Below are 15981 nucleotides of genomic sequence, written 5' to 3'. Positions count from 1 at the left end.
CCGCGCCTTGTCAGCTTGGCGGTTTTTTCTGTTGGGTGTCAGACACCTTGATGCGGAGGCCGGCCTTGGTGTCCGACACCCCCTGAATAGCTGTCGGCCTAGGTGTCTGACACCCAATGATCCGCTGTCACGCGCTGACGATCCTCTTGCCCGGGTGTCTGACACCATCCCACACCGAAAGCATTGAAGTCAGCCCCGCGGCCACATGTCGGACGCGCCGATATCCGGCGCATTCGCGGCCAACAGGCGCGCGTGGATCCATGCACCGATGGCGAGCAGGCGATGGTCCTCATGCCGCGCGCCGACCAGCTGCAAGCCCACCGGCAAGCCCTGCGGCCCCGTGGCGAATGGCAGGTTCAGGCAAGGCAGTCCGAACAGCGTCCACGCCCGCGAGAACTGCGGATCGCCCGTGCCCAGGTCGGCGAAGGGCGCCTCGCCGCTGGCGCTGGGGGCAATCAGCACGTCGTACTGCTGAAACCATGTGTCGACCCGCGCGCGCGATTCGGCGGCGCGTTCCAGGTTCTTGATGTGCTGTTCCGCGCTGATCTGCGCGCCGGATTCCAGGATTGCCTGAAGCTTGGGACTGAGCTGCACGGCGTGTTCCAGCCGTTCATACGCAAGCGCCTGCGAAGCCTCGAACGCCATGATGTCCGAATGCAGCTGCACCAGCACGCAATGCTCCGGCGGCAGCGGCACTTCTTCGACCTTGGCGCCTGCCCGCGACAGGATCGCCGCGGCCTGCGCGAAGGCCTCTTTGGTTTCGGGCTGCGCATGGCGCCATTGCAGGCTGCGGTACATGCCCACGCGCGGCGCGTCGTGATAGGACAGGTCCAGCATGCGCGGATCGCGCATCAGGACCGACGAGAACAGCGCCACGTCTTCGACGGACCGCGCAAATCCGCCGACCGTGTCCAGCGATTCGGCCAGATTTTTTACACCCGCGCGGGAGATCGCGCCGAAGGTGGGCTTGAAGCCGACCACGCCGCAATAGGACGCCGGCCGGATGATGGAGCCCGCGGTCTGCGACCCCAGCGCAAAGGGCACCATGTCGTCGGCGACCGCGGCGGCCGAGCCGCTGGACGAGCCGCCCGGCGTGTAGGCCTCGTTGCGCGGATTGCGCGTGGGGCCGGCCTGGTATGTGGCGAATTCGGTGGTGACCGTCTTGCCGATGACGATGGCGCCCGCGCCACGACACAGCGCCACCGACGCGGCATCCAGGCCGGGACGGTGGCGGTCGTAGATGGGAGACCCGTAGCGGGTGGGCAGGTCGGCGGTATCGAACAGGTCTTTCACGCCAATGGGCAGGCCGTGCAGCGGACCGCGCAACGCACCGCGGTCGAGGGTTTCGGCCTGATCCAGCGCGGCCTGCTTCTGCAGGGCCGTCCAGGCATGGACGGTGTTCTCGCGCTGCTCGATGCGCGCGAAGCAGGCGCGCACCAATTGCACTGCGGTCAATTCGCGCCGTTGCAGCTTGCGCGCGGCTTCAACCGCGCCCAGTCTGTTCAAGGCAGTAGACATGATTCTTTCCTCTTTGCCGGTGCCGCGACGAGCGCGGAAAAACATACTGCGCACCCGGTCCCCTTGACCGAGGGTATGCCCGGCGTGGCTGCCTGCCCAAGAAAGCAAGCGTCATGCCCGGCAAACCGACCTTGCCATTGTGCGCGTTGCGTCAATTGGGAAAAACACCGAAAGAACGGGTTTTCCGCGGAATAACGCGCCGCGCCATGGCTTTGTGTTGTTGCGTTCGCACCAGCATAGCGCAAACCCGTGCAATACAAAGTTCATATTCCTCAAGTAAAGTGAAATCGTTTTCAGCAAACTTGCAGTGATTCCATCAATGGCTACGCGCCCGTCGCCCCGCTTTTCCATCATCGAAGTGGCTCGCAAGGCGGGGGTGTCGCCGGCGACGGTGTCGCGCGCGTTCAACCAGCCGGAGATCGTGCATCCCGACACGCTGGCGCACATCCGCAACATCGCCAAGCGCGCGGGCTTTCGGCCCAACCGCGTGGGCCGCAGCCTGCGTTCGGGCAGCACGCGCACCATTGGGCTGATCCTGCCCACGCTATCCAACCCCGTGTTCGCCGAGTGTTTCGAAGGCGCCGAACGCCGCGCCCGTGAATCGGGCTACAGCGTCATGCTGACCGCCACCGGCTACGACCCCGCCGTTGAATCGGCCGCTGTGCAGGGTCTAATCGACCATCAGGTCGATGGCCTGATCCTGACCGTGGCCGACGTCAGCAAGAGCGCCACGCTTGACGACCTGGACGGCAGCGGCATCCCTTACGTGCTGGTCTACAACGAGTCCAACGATCACCCCTTCGCGTCGGTCGACAATCGCGCCGCGGCAAGCGACATGGTGGCGCACCTGGCCGCGATGGGGCACAAGCGCATCGCACTGGTGACCGGCCCGCTGACCGCATCCGACCGCGCGCGCCGTCGCCTGATGGGCGCCCGCGCCAGCGCCAAGAAGCTGGGCCTGGACGCGATCCAGCACATCGCCATGAGCTCGCACACCGGCAGCGACGTGGATGCGCTAAGGGCCGCCTTGCGCGGCAAGCAGGCGCCCACGGCACTCTTCTGTTCCAACGACCTGCTGGCCACCGCCGTCATCGCCGACCTGGTGGGACTGGGGCTGTCCGTGCCGACCGACATTTCCGTGTGCGGTTTTGACGGCATGCGCTTTGGCGCGTTGCTGACCCCGCCGCTGACCACCGTCGCGCAACCCAGCGACGGCATCGGCCAAACGGCGTGCTCGAACCTGCTGGCGCAGATTCATGGCCAGCCGCCGCAATCGAACCGCCTGCCCCATTGCATCGTCGTCGGCGGCACCGCGGCGTCCGTGCGCCGCTAAGCCTGCTACCCACCATTCCGACAACTTCCAGATCGCCATGCTCATCGCACAAATCACCGACCTCCACATGCGCACCCCGGGAGACAAGGCCTACGGCATCATCGACCCGGCGGCGTTTCTGGCGCCCGCGGTGCGCGCCTTGAATGCGCTGACGCCGCGCCTTGACTGCGTGCTGATCACCGGCGATCTGACGGACTTGGGCAAGCCCAGCGAATACCAGACGCTGCGCGACCATCTGCAGGCGCTGGAGATTCCGTATTTCCTGCTGCCCGGCAACCACGACGACCGCGCCCAGTTGCGCGCCGCGTTCCCCGACCACGCGTACCTGCAGGAAGGCGGACAATTCGTGCAGTACGCCATCGAGACCTATCCGCTGCGCATGCTGGCGCTGGACACCGTGGTGCCGATGAAGAGCCACGGCGAACTCTGCCAGACGCGCCTGGATTGGCTGGCCGAACGCCTGGCCGAACAGCCCGGCCGGCCCACGCTGGTGCTGATGCACCATCCGCCGTTCCTGACCGGCATCGAACACATGGACGACATCGGCCTCTTGGCCGGCGCACCGGAACTGGAACGCATCGTCGCCCGCTATCCCAATGTCGAGCGCGTGTTGTGCGGCCATCTGCATCGCACGATCTTCCAACGCTTTGGCGGCACCATCGCGTCGACCTGTCCCGGCACGGCCCACCAGCTTGCGCTGGAACTCGGTCCGCGCCCGACGCTGCAATACATCATGGAACCGCCCGGCTATCAGCTGCATTGGTGGCAGGGCGGCAATCTGGTCACGCATCACGCCGTCATCGGGGATTACCCCGGCCCGTATCCCTTTGGTTGAAACCGGCGCGGGGAACCCACGCATTGCCACATATCCGTCATGTTTGCGCTGCACAATGAAAAGGTTTTCATAACAGGCAACAATGCGGATCTAACAATTAGATCTTCGAGACAGCATGTCATCCATCGTTCTGGATAACCTCACCAAACAGTACGCCGGCGCGGCGGCGATCCAAGGCGTTAGCTTTACGGTTCCGGCCGGCAGCTTCACCGTCCTCCTGGGTCCGTCCGGTTGCGGCAAGTCGACGACGCTGCGCATGATCGCCGGCCTGGATACGCCCACGTCGGGCACCATCCGCATCGGCGACCGCGACGTCACGCAATTGCCGCCGGCCAAGCGCCGCATCTCGATGGTGTTCCAGTCGTATGCGTTGTTTCCGCACCTGTCGGTGCGCGAGAACATCCTGTTCGGCCTGAAGGTGCGCAAAGAGCCCGCCAAGGACTTCGACCGGCGCTTGAAGCGCGTGGCCGACCTGCTGGGCCTGTCGCACCTGCTGGACCGCAAGCCGTCGCAACTGTCCGGCGGCCAGCAGCAGCGCGTGGCGCTGGGCCGCGCCGTGATTTCCGAAGCGCCGGTCTGCCTGATGGACGAGCCCCTTTCCAATCTGGACGCACAGCTGCGCCACGAGATGCGCCGCGAGATCCGCGCATTGCAGCAAAGCCTGGGCATCACCATGGTCTACGTCACGCACGATCAGACTGAAGCTATGAGCATGGCCGATCAGGTGGTGCTGCTGCGCGGCGGCCAGATCGAACAGCACGACACGCCCGATGGCCTGTATGCGCGTCCCGCCAGCGAGTTCGCGGCGCGCTTCATCGGCACGCCGCCCATGAACCTGATCAGCCTGACGCAGCAAGCGGGCGCCACGGTGATCGCCGGCACGCAAGGTCCCGCCATCGCGAATGCGCCCGCGGGCGCCGTGAAGCTGGGCGTGCGGCCTGAACATATACGCATCGACGGCGACGGCATCGCGGCCACCGTCGAGAGCGTGGAGTACTTCGGCGCGGACTCCATCGTGGTGTGCCGCATCGGCGACACGGGCGGCGTGGCCGTCCGGGTAGGCGGCCATCTGCGCGCAAGCGCCGGCGAGCCGCTGCGCCTGTCCTGGCCGGACGGGCAACAGCATTTCTTTGCCGCCGATTCGGCGGTCATCAACACCGACGGGCGCTAGGGAATGGCCCCACCCACAGGAAGGAAACACAACATGCGACGCATCGTACTGAAGACCCTGGCCGCCAGCCTGGCCGCCGCCTGCCTTTCTCTGCCTGTGCAGGCGCAGAACAAGCCCGTCGAGGTCGAGTTCTATTACCCGGTCGCCGTCGGCGGCCCGATCACCAAAATCGTCGACGACATGGTGACGGATTTCCAGAAGGAAAATCCCAACATCAAGATCAAGCCGATCTACGCCGGTTCGTACCAGGACTCCATCGCCAAGGCGCTGACCGCGCTCAAGGGCGGCACCCCGCCGCAGCTGGCCGTGCTGCTGTCCACCGACATGTTTACGCTGATCGACGAGGACGCCATCGTCCCGATCGACGGCCTGGCCAAGACCGACGCCGACAAGAAGTGGCTGGGCGGCTTCTATGATGCCTTCATGCAGAACAGCCGCAGCGGCGGCCACACCTGGGGCGTGCCGTTCCAGCGTTCGACGATCGTCATGTACTACAACAAGGATCTCTTCAAAGCCGCCGGCCTGGATCCCGAAAAGCCGCCCAAGACCTGGGCCGAGCTGGTGGAATACGGCAAGAAGCTGACCAAGCAGGACGCCTCGGGCAACACGACGCAGTGGGGCATCGAGATCCCGTCGGGCGGCGCGTTCGCGTACTGGCTGTTCCAGGCGCTGACCACGCCCAACGGCGCGATCCTGATGAACGAAGCCGGCAACGAGGTCTACCTGGACAAGCCGGCGGTGGTCGAAGCCGCGCAGTTCTGGCGTGACCTGTCGGCCAAGCACAAGATCATGCCGACCGGCACGATCGACTGGGGCACCACGCCCAAGGACTTCCTGGAAAAGAAGGCGGCCATGGTCTGGACCACCACCGGCAACCTGACCAACATCCGCAAGAACGCCGACTTTCCGTTCGGCGTGGCGATGATGCCGCAGCAAAAGCGCGGCGGCAGCCCCACGGGCGGCGGCAACTTCTACATCTTCAAGAGCGGCACGCCGGAGCAGCAGGCGGCGGCGCTGAAGTTCGCGCAGTGGGCCACCACGCCCGAGCGCGCGGCCGACTGGAGCATCGCCACGGGTTACGTGGCCGTGACGCCGGCCGCCTGGCAGACCGAGAAGATGAAGAAGTACGCGCAGGAAGTGCCGGCCGCCACGGTCGCGCGCGACCAGCTGGAAGTCAGCGTGGCGGAATTCTCCACGCATGAGAACCAGCGCGTCACCAAGACCCTGAACGACGCCCTGCAGGCAGCGCTGACGGGCTCGAAGACGCCGCAGCAGGCCCTGACCGACGCGCAGCGCGAGTCCGATCGCATACTGCGTTCCTACAAGTAAACCGACCGCACGCACGATGAGCCGCTCTTTGAATGCGCTATATGGCTGGCTGCTTCTGCTGCCAGCCATCGTGCTGCTCGCCGCCTTCACGCATTACCCGGCGGTGGCGACGCTTTGGCACAGCTTTTTCTCCACCCCAAAGGGCGCGCGCCCAGCCCGCTTCGTCGGGCTGGACAACTACGCCGTCATGCGCGACGACCCCGTGTTCTGGCAGTCGTTGTGGAACAACCTGTGGTTTGCGCTGGGCACCATTCCTACCTCGATCGGCATCGCGCTGATCATGGCGCTGTGGGTCAACCGCAACCTCGCCGGGCGTGGGTTCCTGCGCATGGCGTACTTCACGCCGACCGTGCTGCCGATGGTGGCAGTCGCCAACATATGGCTGTTCTTCTACACGCCGCAATACGGGCTGATCGCGCAGGTAATGGGCTGGTTCGGCGCGCCGGGTCCCAACTGGCTGGGCAACCGCGAGACCGCGCTGCCCGCGCTGATGCTGGTCACCGTGTGGAAAGAGGCCGGCTTTTTCATGATCTTCTATCTGGCGGCGCTGCAGACGGTGTCGCCGTCGCTGCGTGAAGCGGCCATGCTGGAAGGCGCCTCGCGCTGGCAGTATTTCCGCCGCATCCTGTGGCCGCTGCTCATGCCCACCACGCTCTTCGTGCTGATCAATGCGCTGATCAACGCGTTCCGGCTGGTCGACCATGTGGTCGTGATGACGCGAGGCGGACCGGACAACGCCAGCACCTTGCTGCTCTATTACATCTACCAGGTGGGATTCAGCTTCTGGGACACGGCTTACGCCGCGACCCTGACCGTCGTGTTGCTGGTGGTGCTGGCGCTGACCGCGCTGATCAAGTTCCGCTGGCTGGACCGCAGGACGCACTACCAATGAAAGACAAGCTCGATACCCTGGGCGCGTGGGCGCTGGGCCTGTTGTGGATTCTGCCGCTGGCCTACGCGATGTGGGCGGCGTTCCATCCGCCGGCCTACGCAACCCGCTTTGATCTCTTCGCGCCGCTGACGCTGGATAACTTCGTGCGCGCCTGGAACGCGGCGCCGTTTCCGCGCTACTTCCTGAACACGTTCGTGCTGGTCACGATGGTGCTGGCCGCGCAACTCGTGCTGTCGACGCTGGCCGGCTACGCGTTTGCGCGCTTCGAGTTCCGCGGCCGCGATTTTGTCTTCATGCTGGTGCTGTTGCAGCTGATGATCATGCCGGACGTGCTGCTGGTGGAGAACTACCGGTCGATGAGCCTCTTGGGCGTGCGCGACACGGTGTTCGCGATCGGCCTGCCGTACTTTGCCTCGGCCTTCGGCATCTTCCTGTTGCGCCAGACCTTCAAGACGGTCCCGCGCGAACTGGAAGAAGCGGCCCGCATGGAAGGCGCGAATGCGCTGCAGATCCTCTGGAAGGTCTACGTGCCGCTGGCCAAGCCCATCTACGTCGCCTACGGGCTGGTGTCGGTCAGCCACCACTGGAACAACTTCCTGTGGCCGCTGATCATCACCAATTCGGTCGAATCCCGGCCGCTGACGGTGGGCCTGCAGGTGTTCTCGTCGACGGACCAGGGCATCGACTGGTCCGTGATCACCGCCGCGACCCTGATGTCGGCCGCGCCGCTGCTGATCGCGTTCCTGCTGTTCCAGCGCCAGTTCGTGCAGTCGTTCATGCGGGCGGGGATCCGCTAGGACCCTGACGACCTGCCGCGCCGCAACAAAAAACCCCGCCTCGGCGGGGTTTGTTGCGCATGGGGACACGTGGCGGGGATCAATACCCGACGGTCAGGCCCGGCAGGTCCACCGTGATGCGCGGACGCTCCAGCGCCAGCGCCAGGTGCTCGGCGAACTCCCGGGCTTCTTTTTCGTCGGTGGACAGCGTGTCGTAGCCCAACGCGTCGGCCACGCCCAGCACCTTGTCCAGCAACAGGACCTTGCCGCTGGGGCGCAGCGGCTCGCAGCCCAGGGTTTCCCAGGCGCTGTCAAACCAATCGCGCGCATCGGCCTGGCGTTGCGGAGAGGTGTCGACGTTCGCGGAAAGGTCCAGCGAACGCCGGGGGTCGAAAACGATGGTGATGTCGCTGCGCATGGGAATGGGGCTCCGTCAGAGGGCGTCAGGCCAGTAGAGTAGGCAAAAAACGCCGGACAGATTGTCCGCCCGGCGACATATTCCTACCAGCCCCGCGACACTTCCCAGGTGACCTCGGCGCCGGCGGCCTGCGACTGGCGCATCATGTCCAGCAGGGGGAAGGCACGTTCCTTCAGGCCTACCGCGCGCGCCATCGGGGCGGCGGGCGCTTTGTCCTCGTCGTCCTCGTCCGGGATTTCGTGGGCATGCTGGTATTCGTCGATCGCGCGTTCGATGCCGCTGATGGCCGGACCAAGCTGCTCCACGGTGAAGACGCCGCGCTCGGGGATCTTGTCGCCGACCGGCTTGCCAGCCGCCTGCAACAGGGCGCCGGCGTGGTCGGTCAGCATCAGGACTTCGGCCACGACCTTGGAGTGAAAAGTGATCAGCATATTCCGGTCTCCTACATTGTTTACCTTAGCTCCGTACACTACCCCAACGCCCCCATGATGCCAACTGGCGCCCCCAAATCAACTATGATTCAGGGGTTTCCCGTGACAGCAGGCGCCGCGCCGGCCCTGACTCCGGCACGCGCGCACCGGCTTGCCGGCCGCCGCCGGACAGCACCGTGGGCTCGCCTGCGGGCGTAGCGCGAATTGCCGGCAAGCCGCAAGTCGGCTCCAAGCGCCGTGCCGCCATCGTCACTCACACAGAACCTCGCCAGACGCCCATGCTCCTCGAGCAACAAAAACAGCTTATCTCCCTGATCCAGGCCGCCGTCGCGCAAAGCCTGCCCGACGCCCAGCCCAACGTGCTGCTGGAGCGCCCCAAGGTTGCCGCCCACGGCGACGTCGCCACCAACGTGGCCATGCAGCTCGCCAAGCCCGCGCGCCGCAATCCCCGCGAACTGGCCCAGGGCATCGTCGACGCCGTGATGGCCAATCCCGACGCCGCCGCGCTGGTCGAGAGCGCCGAAGTGGCCGGCCCCGGCTTCATCAACCTGCGCATCACCCCGGCGGCCCGCCAGGCAGTGATCGCCGCGGTGGCCGAGCAGGGCGACACGTACGGACGCGCCGCGCGCCTGGGCGAAAAGATCCTGGTCGAGTTCGTGTCGGCCAACCCCACCGGCCCGCTGCACGTGGGCCATGCCCGCCAGGCCGCGCTGGGCGACGCGCTGTGCCGCCTGTACGACGCCGTCGGCTGGGACGTCACCCGCGAGTTCTACTACAACGACGCCGGCAACCAGATCCATAACCTGGCGATCAGCGTGCAGGCCCGCGCCCGCGGCCTGACCACGGAATCCCCGGACTGGCCCGAAGACGGCTACAAGGGCGACTACATCGCCGACATCGCGCGCGACTTCCAGGAAGGCAAGACCATCCAGGCGTCCGACGGCGAGCCCGTCACCGCCACGGGCAACATCGACAACCTGGACGACATCCGCGTCTTTGCCGTGGCCTACCTGCGCCGCGAGCAGGACCTGGACCTGCAGGCTTTCGGCCTGGCGTTCGACAATTACTACCTGGAAAGCTCGCTCTACACGTCCGGCCGCGTCGAAGCGACGGTCAAGGCGCTGGTCGCCGGCGGCCATACCTACGAAGAGGGCGGCGCGCTGTGGCTGCGCACCACCGAACTGGGCACGGGTGACGACAAAGACCGCGTCATGCGCAAGAGCGAGGGTGGCTACACCTATTTCGTCCCTGACGTCGCCTACCACAAGGCCAAATGGGAGCGCGGCTTTCACCGCGCCGTGAACATCCAGGGCAGCGACCACCACGGCACCGTGGCCCGCGTGCGCGCCGGCCTGCAGGCGCTGGAAGAGGGCATCCCGAAGGACTACCCGTCCTACGTGCTGCACAAGATGGTCAAGGTGATGCGCGGCGGCGAAGAGGTCAAGATCTCCAAGCGCGCCGGCAGCTACGTCACCATGCGCGACCTGATCGACTGGGTGGGCCGTGACGCGGTGCGCTACTTCCTTATCCAGCGCCGCGCCGACACGGAATTCGTGTTCGACGTGGACCTGGCCCTGTCCAAGAGCGACGAGAACCCCGTCTATTACATCCAGTACGCCCACGCGCGCATCTGCTCGGTCATCAACAACGCGGGCATGCCCGCCGCAGACGTGGCCCAGGCCGACGCCTCGCTCCTGACCGCGCCGACCGAATTCGCGCTGATGCAGCGCCTGGCCGAGTTCCCCCAGGTGGTGGCGCTGGCCGCCCAGGATCTGTCGCCGCACCACATCGCGTTCTGGCTGCGCGACTGCGCGTCGGACTTCCACGCCTGGTACAACGCCGAGCGCGTGCTGGTCGACGACACTGCCGTGAAGCTGGCCCGCCTGCGCCTGGCCGCCACCACCCGCCAGGTGCTGGCCAACGGCCTCGCGCTCTTGGGCGTTTCCGCGCCCGAGCGGATGTAACATCGGTTCATGGCAACCAAGCGCAAATCCACCCGCCGTTCCTCCGGCGAAAGCGGCAGCACCCTGTACGGGGCGCTGGCCGGTCTGCTGATCGGGCTGATCGTCGCCGCCGTCGTCGCGTTCTATGTCACCAAAGCGCCCGTTCCCTTCGTGGACCGGGCCAGCCGCCAGGGCGATACGGGCAAGCTGCCCGATCCGCGCTCGGCGCCGGACCCCAACGCCGGCCTGTACGGCCGCGACGGGGCGGCGGGCGCGCCGCCCACCGGTCCCACCGCCACCGCGCCGGCCCCGCTGCCGGGTGCAGGCGCACCGGCCAAGGGCGACGAAACCCCCTCCAAGCTGGACGACCTGGGCGCGCTGATCGCCACGCTGCCGACCTCCCGGGCGCCGGCTGCTGCGCCGTCGGCCCCGCCCGCCACGGCATCCGCGCCCACGCCCATCTCCAAGGCCGCCCCCACGGCGACGGCAGCCGCCAAGCCGTCTGCGCCCGCCGCCACCGGCACGTACTACCTGCAAGCCGGCGCCTTCCGCGGCGAGAACGACGCCGAATCGCTCAAGGCACGCATCATCCTGCTGGGCCTGCCCGTCGCGGTGCAGAAGGCCGAACTCAACGGCAAGCCCATCAACCGCGTCCGGGTCGGTCCGTTTGCCCGCCTGGACGACATGAACCGGGCGCGCGGCCGCCTGGGCGAGAACAAGATCGAAACCGCCGTAGTGCGCCAATAGCGCCGCGCGGCGGATCGTTTTGCATTGAACTAATCCGGCCCCGGGCCTGTCTGTAGCCTTTTATTCAGGAACCTCACCCATGCTGTCCCCCAAGCTCATCCGCATCCTGGCAGCCGCCGCGCTGACCGCCACGGCGTTCTTCAGCCCGGCCAGCCACGCGCAAGGCGCCCAGCAGTACGTGCCGATCAACCCGCCGCTGCCGTCGGACACCCCGGGCAAGGTCGAGGTCCTGGAATTCTTTGCCTACACCTGCCCGCACTGCGCCGCCATGGAACCCATGGTCGAAGACTGGGCCAAGACCGCGCCGTCCGACGTCGTGCTCAAGCAGGTTCCCATCGCCTTCAACGCCGGCATGAAGCCGCTGCAGCAGCTGTACTACACGCTGCTGGCCCTGGACCGTCCCGACCTGCACCCGAAGGTCTTCACGGCCATCCACGGCGAGCACAAGCGCCTGTTCGACAAGAAGGCCATGGGTGAGTGGATTGCGACCCAGGGCGTGGACCGCGCCAAGTTCGACTCGGTGTTCGATTCGTTCAGCGTGCAGACCCAGGTGCAGCGCGCCAACCAGCTGGCCGAGGCCTATCGCATCGAAGGCACGCCGTCCTTCGCCGTGGGCGGCAAGTTCATGACCTCGCCGGTCATGGCGGGCAACAGCTACGAAGGCGCGCTGAAGGAAGTCAACGCGCTGATTCCGATGGCGCGCGCGAAGTAATCTGCGCAAGGATCCGCATGGCAAACGCCCCGTGCCTTTTCAGGCCGGGGCGTTTTTGTTTCGGGTTCCGTTCAGCCGGCCAAGCCGCATGCGAACGCGGCGGCTGCCAGGGTACCGAGCGCGGCTATTACTTGACCGCCGCAGCCTGCTCAAAAGCCTGCTTCAGGTCCGCAATGATGTCCTCGGGCGATTCCAGCCCGATATGCAGGCGCACGACCGGGTTCTCGCCTTCGCCCCAATAGCCGTGCTTGGACAGATCCTTCGGCGATACGAGCTGCACCAGGCTTTCATAGCCGCCCCACGAGAAACCGATGCCAAAGAGCGTCAGCGCATCGACAAAGCGGCGCGCGGCGGCCGGGGACAGGGCCAGTTCGGCCGACAGCATGCCGTTCGAACCCGTGCAATCGCGTTGCCACAATTCGTGGCCGGGATCCTTGGGCCAGGCCGGATGGAACAGGCGCACGGTCTCGGGACGGGAATCCAGGAACTCGCACACCTGCATCGCGTGACGCGCGTGCTGCGCCATGCGGATGGGCATGGTGCGCACGCCGCGCAGCGCCAGCCACGCGTCGTCGGCGCTGATCGAATACCCCATCGCGTACTGCGTGCGGTTCAGCTTGCGGGCGATGCCCTCGTCGTTGGTGACCACCGCGCCCAGCATCAGGTCGGAGTGCCCGCCCACGTACTTGGTGCCGGCAATGACCGAGACCTGCGCGCCCAGCGTCAGCGGCCGGTAGATGTAGCCGGAACCCCAGGTATTGTCGGTGGCCAGCACCAGCCCGTGGCGCTGCGCGATGGCAGCCATGGCGCCCATGTCCAGCATCTCGAACAGCAGCGAACCGGGCGATTCCACGTACAACAGCTTGGTGTTGGGCCGCACCAGTGCATCGATGTCTTCGCCAGCGGCAAAATACGTGATCTCGATGTTCATGCGCTTGAGCACCGCATCGTCCAGCTCGCGCATCGGGCCATACACGCTGTCGGAGATCAAAGCGTGATCGCCCGCCGAGCACAGCGCCATCATCACCATCGTCATGGCCGACAGGCCCGAGGACGCCAGATAGCAGTGCGTGCCGCCTTCCAGCTGCGTGAAGACCTCTTCCAGCGCGGCATGGGTGTCCATGCCCATGCGCCCGTACGTGGACGCGCGGCCGCCGGCCGCCTTGCTGCGCTGCGCGTTTTCCAGCGCGGCGATGTTGGCAAAGCGCACCGTGCTGGCCCGCATGGGCGGCAACGGCACCGGCGCCGTGCCGGTCTCGGGATTGAACGGGGCGGTGCCCGCGTGCTGGAGAACCGTATCGATGTGTTTGGTAGGCATCTTGTAGAGGTGCGTCAAAACCGGGAAAGCCAAACCATATCAGGACGCGGCGGGAATTTCAGCCGATCCATTGAATCGTCTCGGACAAATCCGCACGCCGGGTGCGGTAGCTGTTGGCCGGATGCGCCGTGTCCTCGAAGCCGAACGAGATGCCGCAGACTACGCGCCGGCCGGGTGCGATGCCCAGTACTTCGCGCAATACCTCGGGATACATGGCCAGCGATGCCTGCGCCACGGTCGCGACGCCGTTGGCCTGGGCCGCCAGCAGAAAATTGGCGACGTACCCGCCGCAATCCATCGCGCCGTACTCGCCCAGTGCCTCGTCGGTCGTGATGATGGCGACGTGCGGCGCGTCAAAGAGGGCGAAGTTGCGCATCTCCTGGCGCCGGTAGGCTTCGCGGTCGCCGCGCGGCACGCCCACTGCGCCGTACAGCTGAAAGCCCGATTCGCGGCGGCGGGCCAGGTACTCGTCGCGGTATTCGCGCGGAAACGGGAAATCAGGCGTAAAGCCCGCGACCTGCGCGCGGCGCTCCAGCGCGTCGCGCAGCCGCCGGGTCCCTTCGCCCTCGGTGATCGCCACCTGCCACGGCTGGCAGTTGCACCAGGACGCCGTGCGCTGCGCCAGCGTCAAAATGCGCTCGACGGTCGTGCGAGGCACGGGCTTCGGCAGGAAGGCTCGGCAGCTGTGGCGGGCAAGCAGCCAGTCCTCGAGCGCGGCATCGGGCAGGGCGTCGGTGGCGTTAATGGCGTTCTGAGCGGCAACGGTCATGATCGGTCTGTCTCCTGTCGTGGTCGGCTTTGCCCTTATCATGCCACTTGCTATCCGCCACCGTCCCGCCCCATGCTGCCCCTCGACACCCTCATCGCATTCTTTGGCATTGCCGTACTGCTGGCGCTGACGCCGGGGCCGGACAATCTATTCGTGTTGATGCAGTCCGCCATCTGGGGACGCAAGGCGGGCATGTTCGTGGTGCTGGGGCTGTGCACCGGACTGCTCGGACACACGGCGGCGGTTGCGGTCGGGTTGGCTGCCGTCTTCGCCGCGTCGCCCATCGCGTTCACGGTGCTCAAGCTGGCGGGCGCGGCCTATCTGGCGTACCTGGCCTGGCAGATCCTGCGCGCCCCCGTCGAATCCGAAGACGGCAAACGTCCTGAACCCATGCGCCCCGGCGCGCTGTACCGCCGCGGCATCGTCATGAACCTCACCAATCCCAAGGTGCTGCTGTTCTTCTTTGCCTTCCTGCCGCAATTCACGTCGCCGCGGCTGGGATCGGTGGGCGTGCAGACGATGCAACTGGGCGCAGTGTTCATCGTGTCCACGCTGCTGGTGTTCGGCGCGATCGCGTTCTTCTCGGGCGCATTTGGTGAACTGCTGCAGCGCTCGGTGACGGCCAAGCGCTGGCTGAATCGCATTGCGGCACTGGTGTTCGTGGGGCTGGCGGTCAGGCTGGCGACGGCGTCGCGCTAGTTTGCGCGCGCCTTGAACCGCACGATGCCATCGGCATCCTGCGCCCGAGTCAGCTTGCCTTCAAAATACAGCGCATGCAGATGCGCCAGCGCCTCGCCCATCGCGAACGTCAACTGGTGCAAATCCAGCTTGCGCTTGAACAGCACCGGCACGATATCCGACGTCGATTGCGGCGTCACGGCACAGGCTTCCAGCACTTCCGCCAGCCGATCCCGATGATGCTCGTGCTGCTGCGCGATGCGCTCATGCAGACCCTTGAACGGGCGGCCATGCGACGGCAGCACCAGCGTGTCGTCCGGCAGGCCGTCGTACCCGTCCAGTGAACGCAAATACAGGGGCAGGGGATTGGCGTCGGGTTCGTAATCGAACACGCTGACGTTGGTCGAAATGCGCGGCAGGACCATGTCGCCGGAGATGAGCACGCCCAGGTCGGGCGAGAACAGCGACGCGTGTTCCGGCGCATGGCCGTAGCCCACGATGACGCGCCAATCGCGCCCGCCGATCCGCACCTGATCGCCGTCCATGATGCGCGTATAGCGCGACGGCACGGCGGGCACCAGGTTAGGGAAATAGTTGGCGCGCTGGCGGATCTGTTCCTGCGCGTCCGGGTCCGTCAGGCCGTGGCGGGCAAAGTGCTCGACCGCCGATTGGCCGCCCGGCCCCGCGCCGGCATCGGTGCGGCGCGACGACCACAGCGACGCCACCATGAAGTCCGTCATCGTCATCCACAGCCGCGCGTTCCAGCGCTCGCACAGCCAGTAGGCCAGGCCGATGTGGTCCGGATGCATGTGGGTGACCAGCACGCGCAGCACGGGCAGGCCGTCCAGCTCGTTCTTGAACACGTCTTCCCACAGCGTCTTCACTTCGTCGCGCGAAATGCCGCAGTCGACGATGGTCCAGCCGTCCTGGCCGTCGATGTTGTCGCGCAGCAGCCAGAGGTTGATATGATCCAGCGCGAACGGCAGCGGCATCCGGATCCATTTGACGCCCTCCGCCACCGCATGCGCGCGGCCGGCCTCGGGCTGAAAATCGGCCCAGGGATACTGAAGCTTCTGTTCGTTGGGGTTCATTGCCTCTCGCTCCACGCTTG

General features: G+C 66.1%; 16 protein-coding genes. 10 read left to right on the top strand and 6 right to left on the bottom strand.

The features are described from left to right. Positions 1-189: 189 nt before the first annotated feature. Positions 190-1518 (bottom strand): amidase, encoded by a 1329-nt coding sequence (locus tag AC6LJW_RS00185; protein WP_056565716.1) that lies wholly within the window; start codon positions 1516-1518, stop codon positions 190-192. Between the two features lie 319 nt (positions 1519-1837). Between AC6LJW_RS00185 and AC6LJW_RS00180 the strand changes: the two genes are divergently transcribed. The 6 genes from AC6LJW_RS00180 to AC6LJW_RS00155 all read left to right on the top strand — a co-directional run bounded on the left by AC6LJW_RS00180 (position 1838) and on the right by AC6LJW_RS00155 (position 7875). After that, the gene (locus AC6LJW_RS00180; protein ID WP_056565719.1) at positions 1838-2851 is read left to right on the top strand and encodes a LacI family DNA-binding transcriptional regulator; all 1014 of its coding nucleotides are present in this window, start codon (positions 1838-1840) and stop codon (positions 2849-2851) included. Between the two features lie 37 nt (positions 2852-2888). Next, positions 2889-3686 (top strand): phosphodiesterase, encoded by a 798-nt coding sequence (locus AC6LJW_RS00175; protein WP_498086142.1) that lies wholly within the window; start codon positions 2889-2891, stop codon positions 3684-3686. A gap of 115 nt (positions 3687-3801) precedes the next feature. After that, a complete protein-coding gene (locus AC6LJW_RS00170) occupies positions 3802-4857 on the top strand; it encodes an ABC transporter ATP-binding protein (protein WP_498086141.1) in 1056 nt (351 codons plus the stop codon). A gap of 33 nt (positions 4858-4890) precedes the next feature. Next, on the top strand, positions 4891-6186 hold the full coding sequence (locus AC6LJW_RS00165; protein ID WP_105236888.1) for an ABC transporter substrate-binding protein: 1296 nt from the start codon (positions 4891-4893) through the stop codon (positions 6184-6186). A 16-nt stretch (positions 6187-6202) separates the two neighbouring features. Beyond that, the gene (locus AC6LJW_RS00160) at positions 6203-7078 is read left to right on the top strand and encodes a carbohydrate ABC transporter permease (protein ID WP_056565734.1); all 876 of its coding nucleotides are present in this window, start codon (positions 6203-6205) and stop codon (positions 7076-7078) included. Further along, positions 7075-7875: a carbohydrate ABC transporter permease gene (locus tag AC6LJW_RS00155; protein ID WP_056565737.1), complete on the top strand. Its 801-nt coding sequence runs from the start codon at positions 7075-7077 to the stop codon at positions 7873-7875. Before AC6LJW_RS00160 ends, AC6LJW_RS00155 begins: the two co-directional genes overlap by 4 nt. Positions 7876-7954: 79 nt before the next feature. Here AC6LJW_RS00155 and AC6LJW_RS00150 read toward each other — a convergent pair whose 3' ends face one another. Both AC6LJW_RS00150 and AC6LJW_RS00145 read right to left on the bottom strand, forming a co-directional pair. Further along, entirely contained in the window at positions 7955-8272 is a 318-nt protein-coding gene (locus AC6LJW_RS00150; RefSeq protein ID WP_056565739.1) for a hypothetical protein, read from the bottom strand. A gap of 83 nt (positions 8273-8355) precedes the next feature. Then, positions 8356-8703 carry a DUF1840 domain-containing protein gene (locus AC6LJW_RS00145; protein WP_427985963.1) on the bottom strand — a complete coding sequence of 116 codons (348 nt, stop codon included), beginning with the start codon at positions 8701-8703 and terminating at the stop codon, positions 8356-8358. A 278-nt stretch (positions 8704-8981) separates the two neighbouring features. Between AC6LJW_RS00145 and argS the strand changes: the two genes are divergently transcribed. From argS to AC6LJW_RS00130, 3 genes are all read left to right on the top strand, one after another. Next, positions 8982-10667 (top strand): arginine--tRNA ligase, encoded by a 1686-nt coding sequence (argS, locus tag AC6LJW_RS00140; RefSeq protein ID WP_056565745.1) that lies wholly within the window; start codon positions 8982-8984, stop codon positions 10665-10667. Between the two features lie 9 nt (positions 10668-10676). Further along, positions 10677-11393, top strand: a complete 717-nt coding sequence (locus AC6LJW_RS00135; protein WP_056565747.1) for an SPOR domain-containing protein — start codon at positions 10677-10679, stop codon at positions 11391-11393. Positions 11394-11472: 79 nt separating this feature from the next. Then, positions 11473-12105: a thiol:disulfide interchange protein DsbA/DsbL gene (locus AC6LJW_RS00130; RefSeq protein WP_056565750.1), complete on the top strand. Its 633-nt coding sequence runs from the start codon at positions 11473-11475 to the stop codon at positions 12103-12105. A 127-nt stretch (positions 12106-12232) separates the two neighbouring features. On the opposite strand, the gene metC is transcribed toward AC6LJW_RS00130, so the two are convergent. Further along, positions 12233-13423, bottom strand: a complete 1191-nt coding sequence (gene metC / locus AC6LJW_RS00125; protein ID WP_427985960.1) for a cystathionine beta-lyase — start codon at positions 13421-13423, stop codon at positions 12233-12235. A 58-nt stretch (positions 13424-13481) separates the two neighbouring features. Continuing rightward, positions 13482-14192: a nitroreductase gene (locus AC6LJW_RS00120; RefSeq protein ID WP_498086140.1), complete on the bottom strand. Its 711-nt coding sequence runs from the start codon at positions 14190-14192 to the stop codon at positions 13482-13484. A gap of 72 nt (positions 14193-14264) precedes the next feature. Here AC6LJW_RS00120 and AC6LJW_RS00115 point away from each other — a divergent pair, with 72 nt between their 5' ends. Continuing rightward, a complete protein-coding gene (locus AC6LJW_RS00115; RefSeq protein WP_056565755.1) occupies positions 14265-14891 on the top strand; it encodes a LysE family translocator in 627 nt (208 codons plus the stop codon). On the opposite strand, the gene AC6LJW_RS00110 is transcribed toward AC6LJW_RS00115, so the two are convergent. Further along, the gene (locus AC6LJW_RS00110) at positions 14888-15961 is read right to left on the bottom strand and encodes an MBL fold metallo-hydrolase (RefSeq protein WP_056565758.1); all 1074 of its coding nucleotides are present in this window, start codon (positions 15959-15961) and stop codon (positions 14888-14890) included. The genes AC6LJW_RS00115 and AC6LJW_RS00110 overlap by 4 nt on opposite strands. Positions 15962-15981: the final 20 nt, after the last annotated feature.

The sequence above is a fragment of the Achromobacter sp. 1012554356 genome (assembly GCF_059760815.1).
Note: the sequence above shows the minus strand (reverse complement) of the source record. Positions and strands in the feature narration are given on the sequence as shown.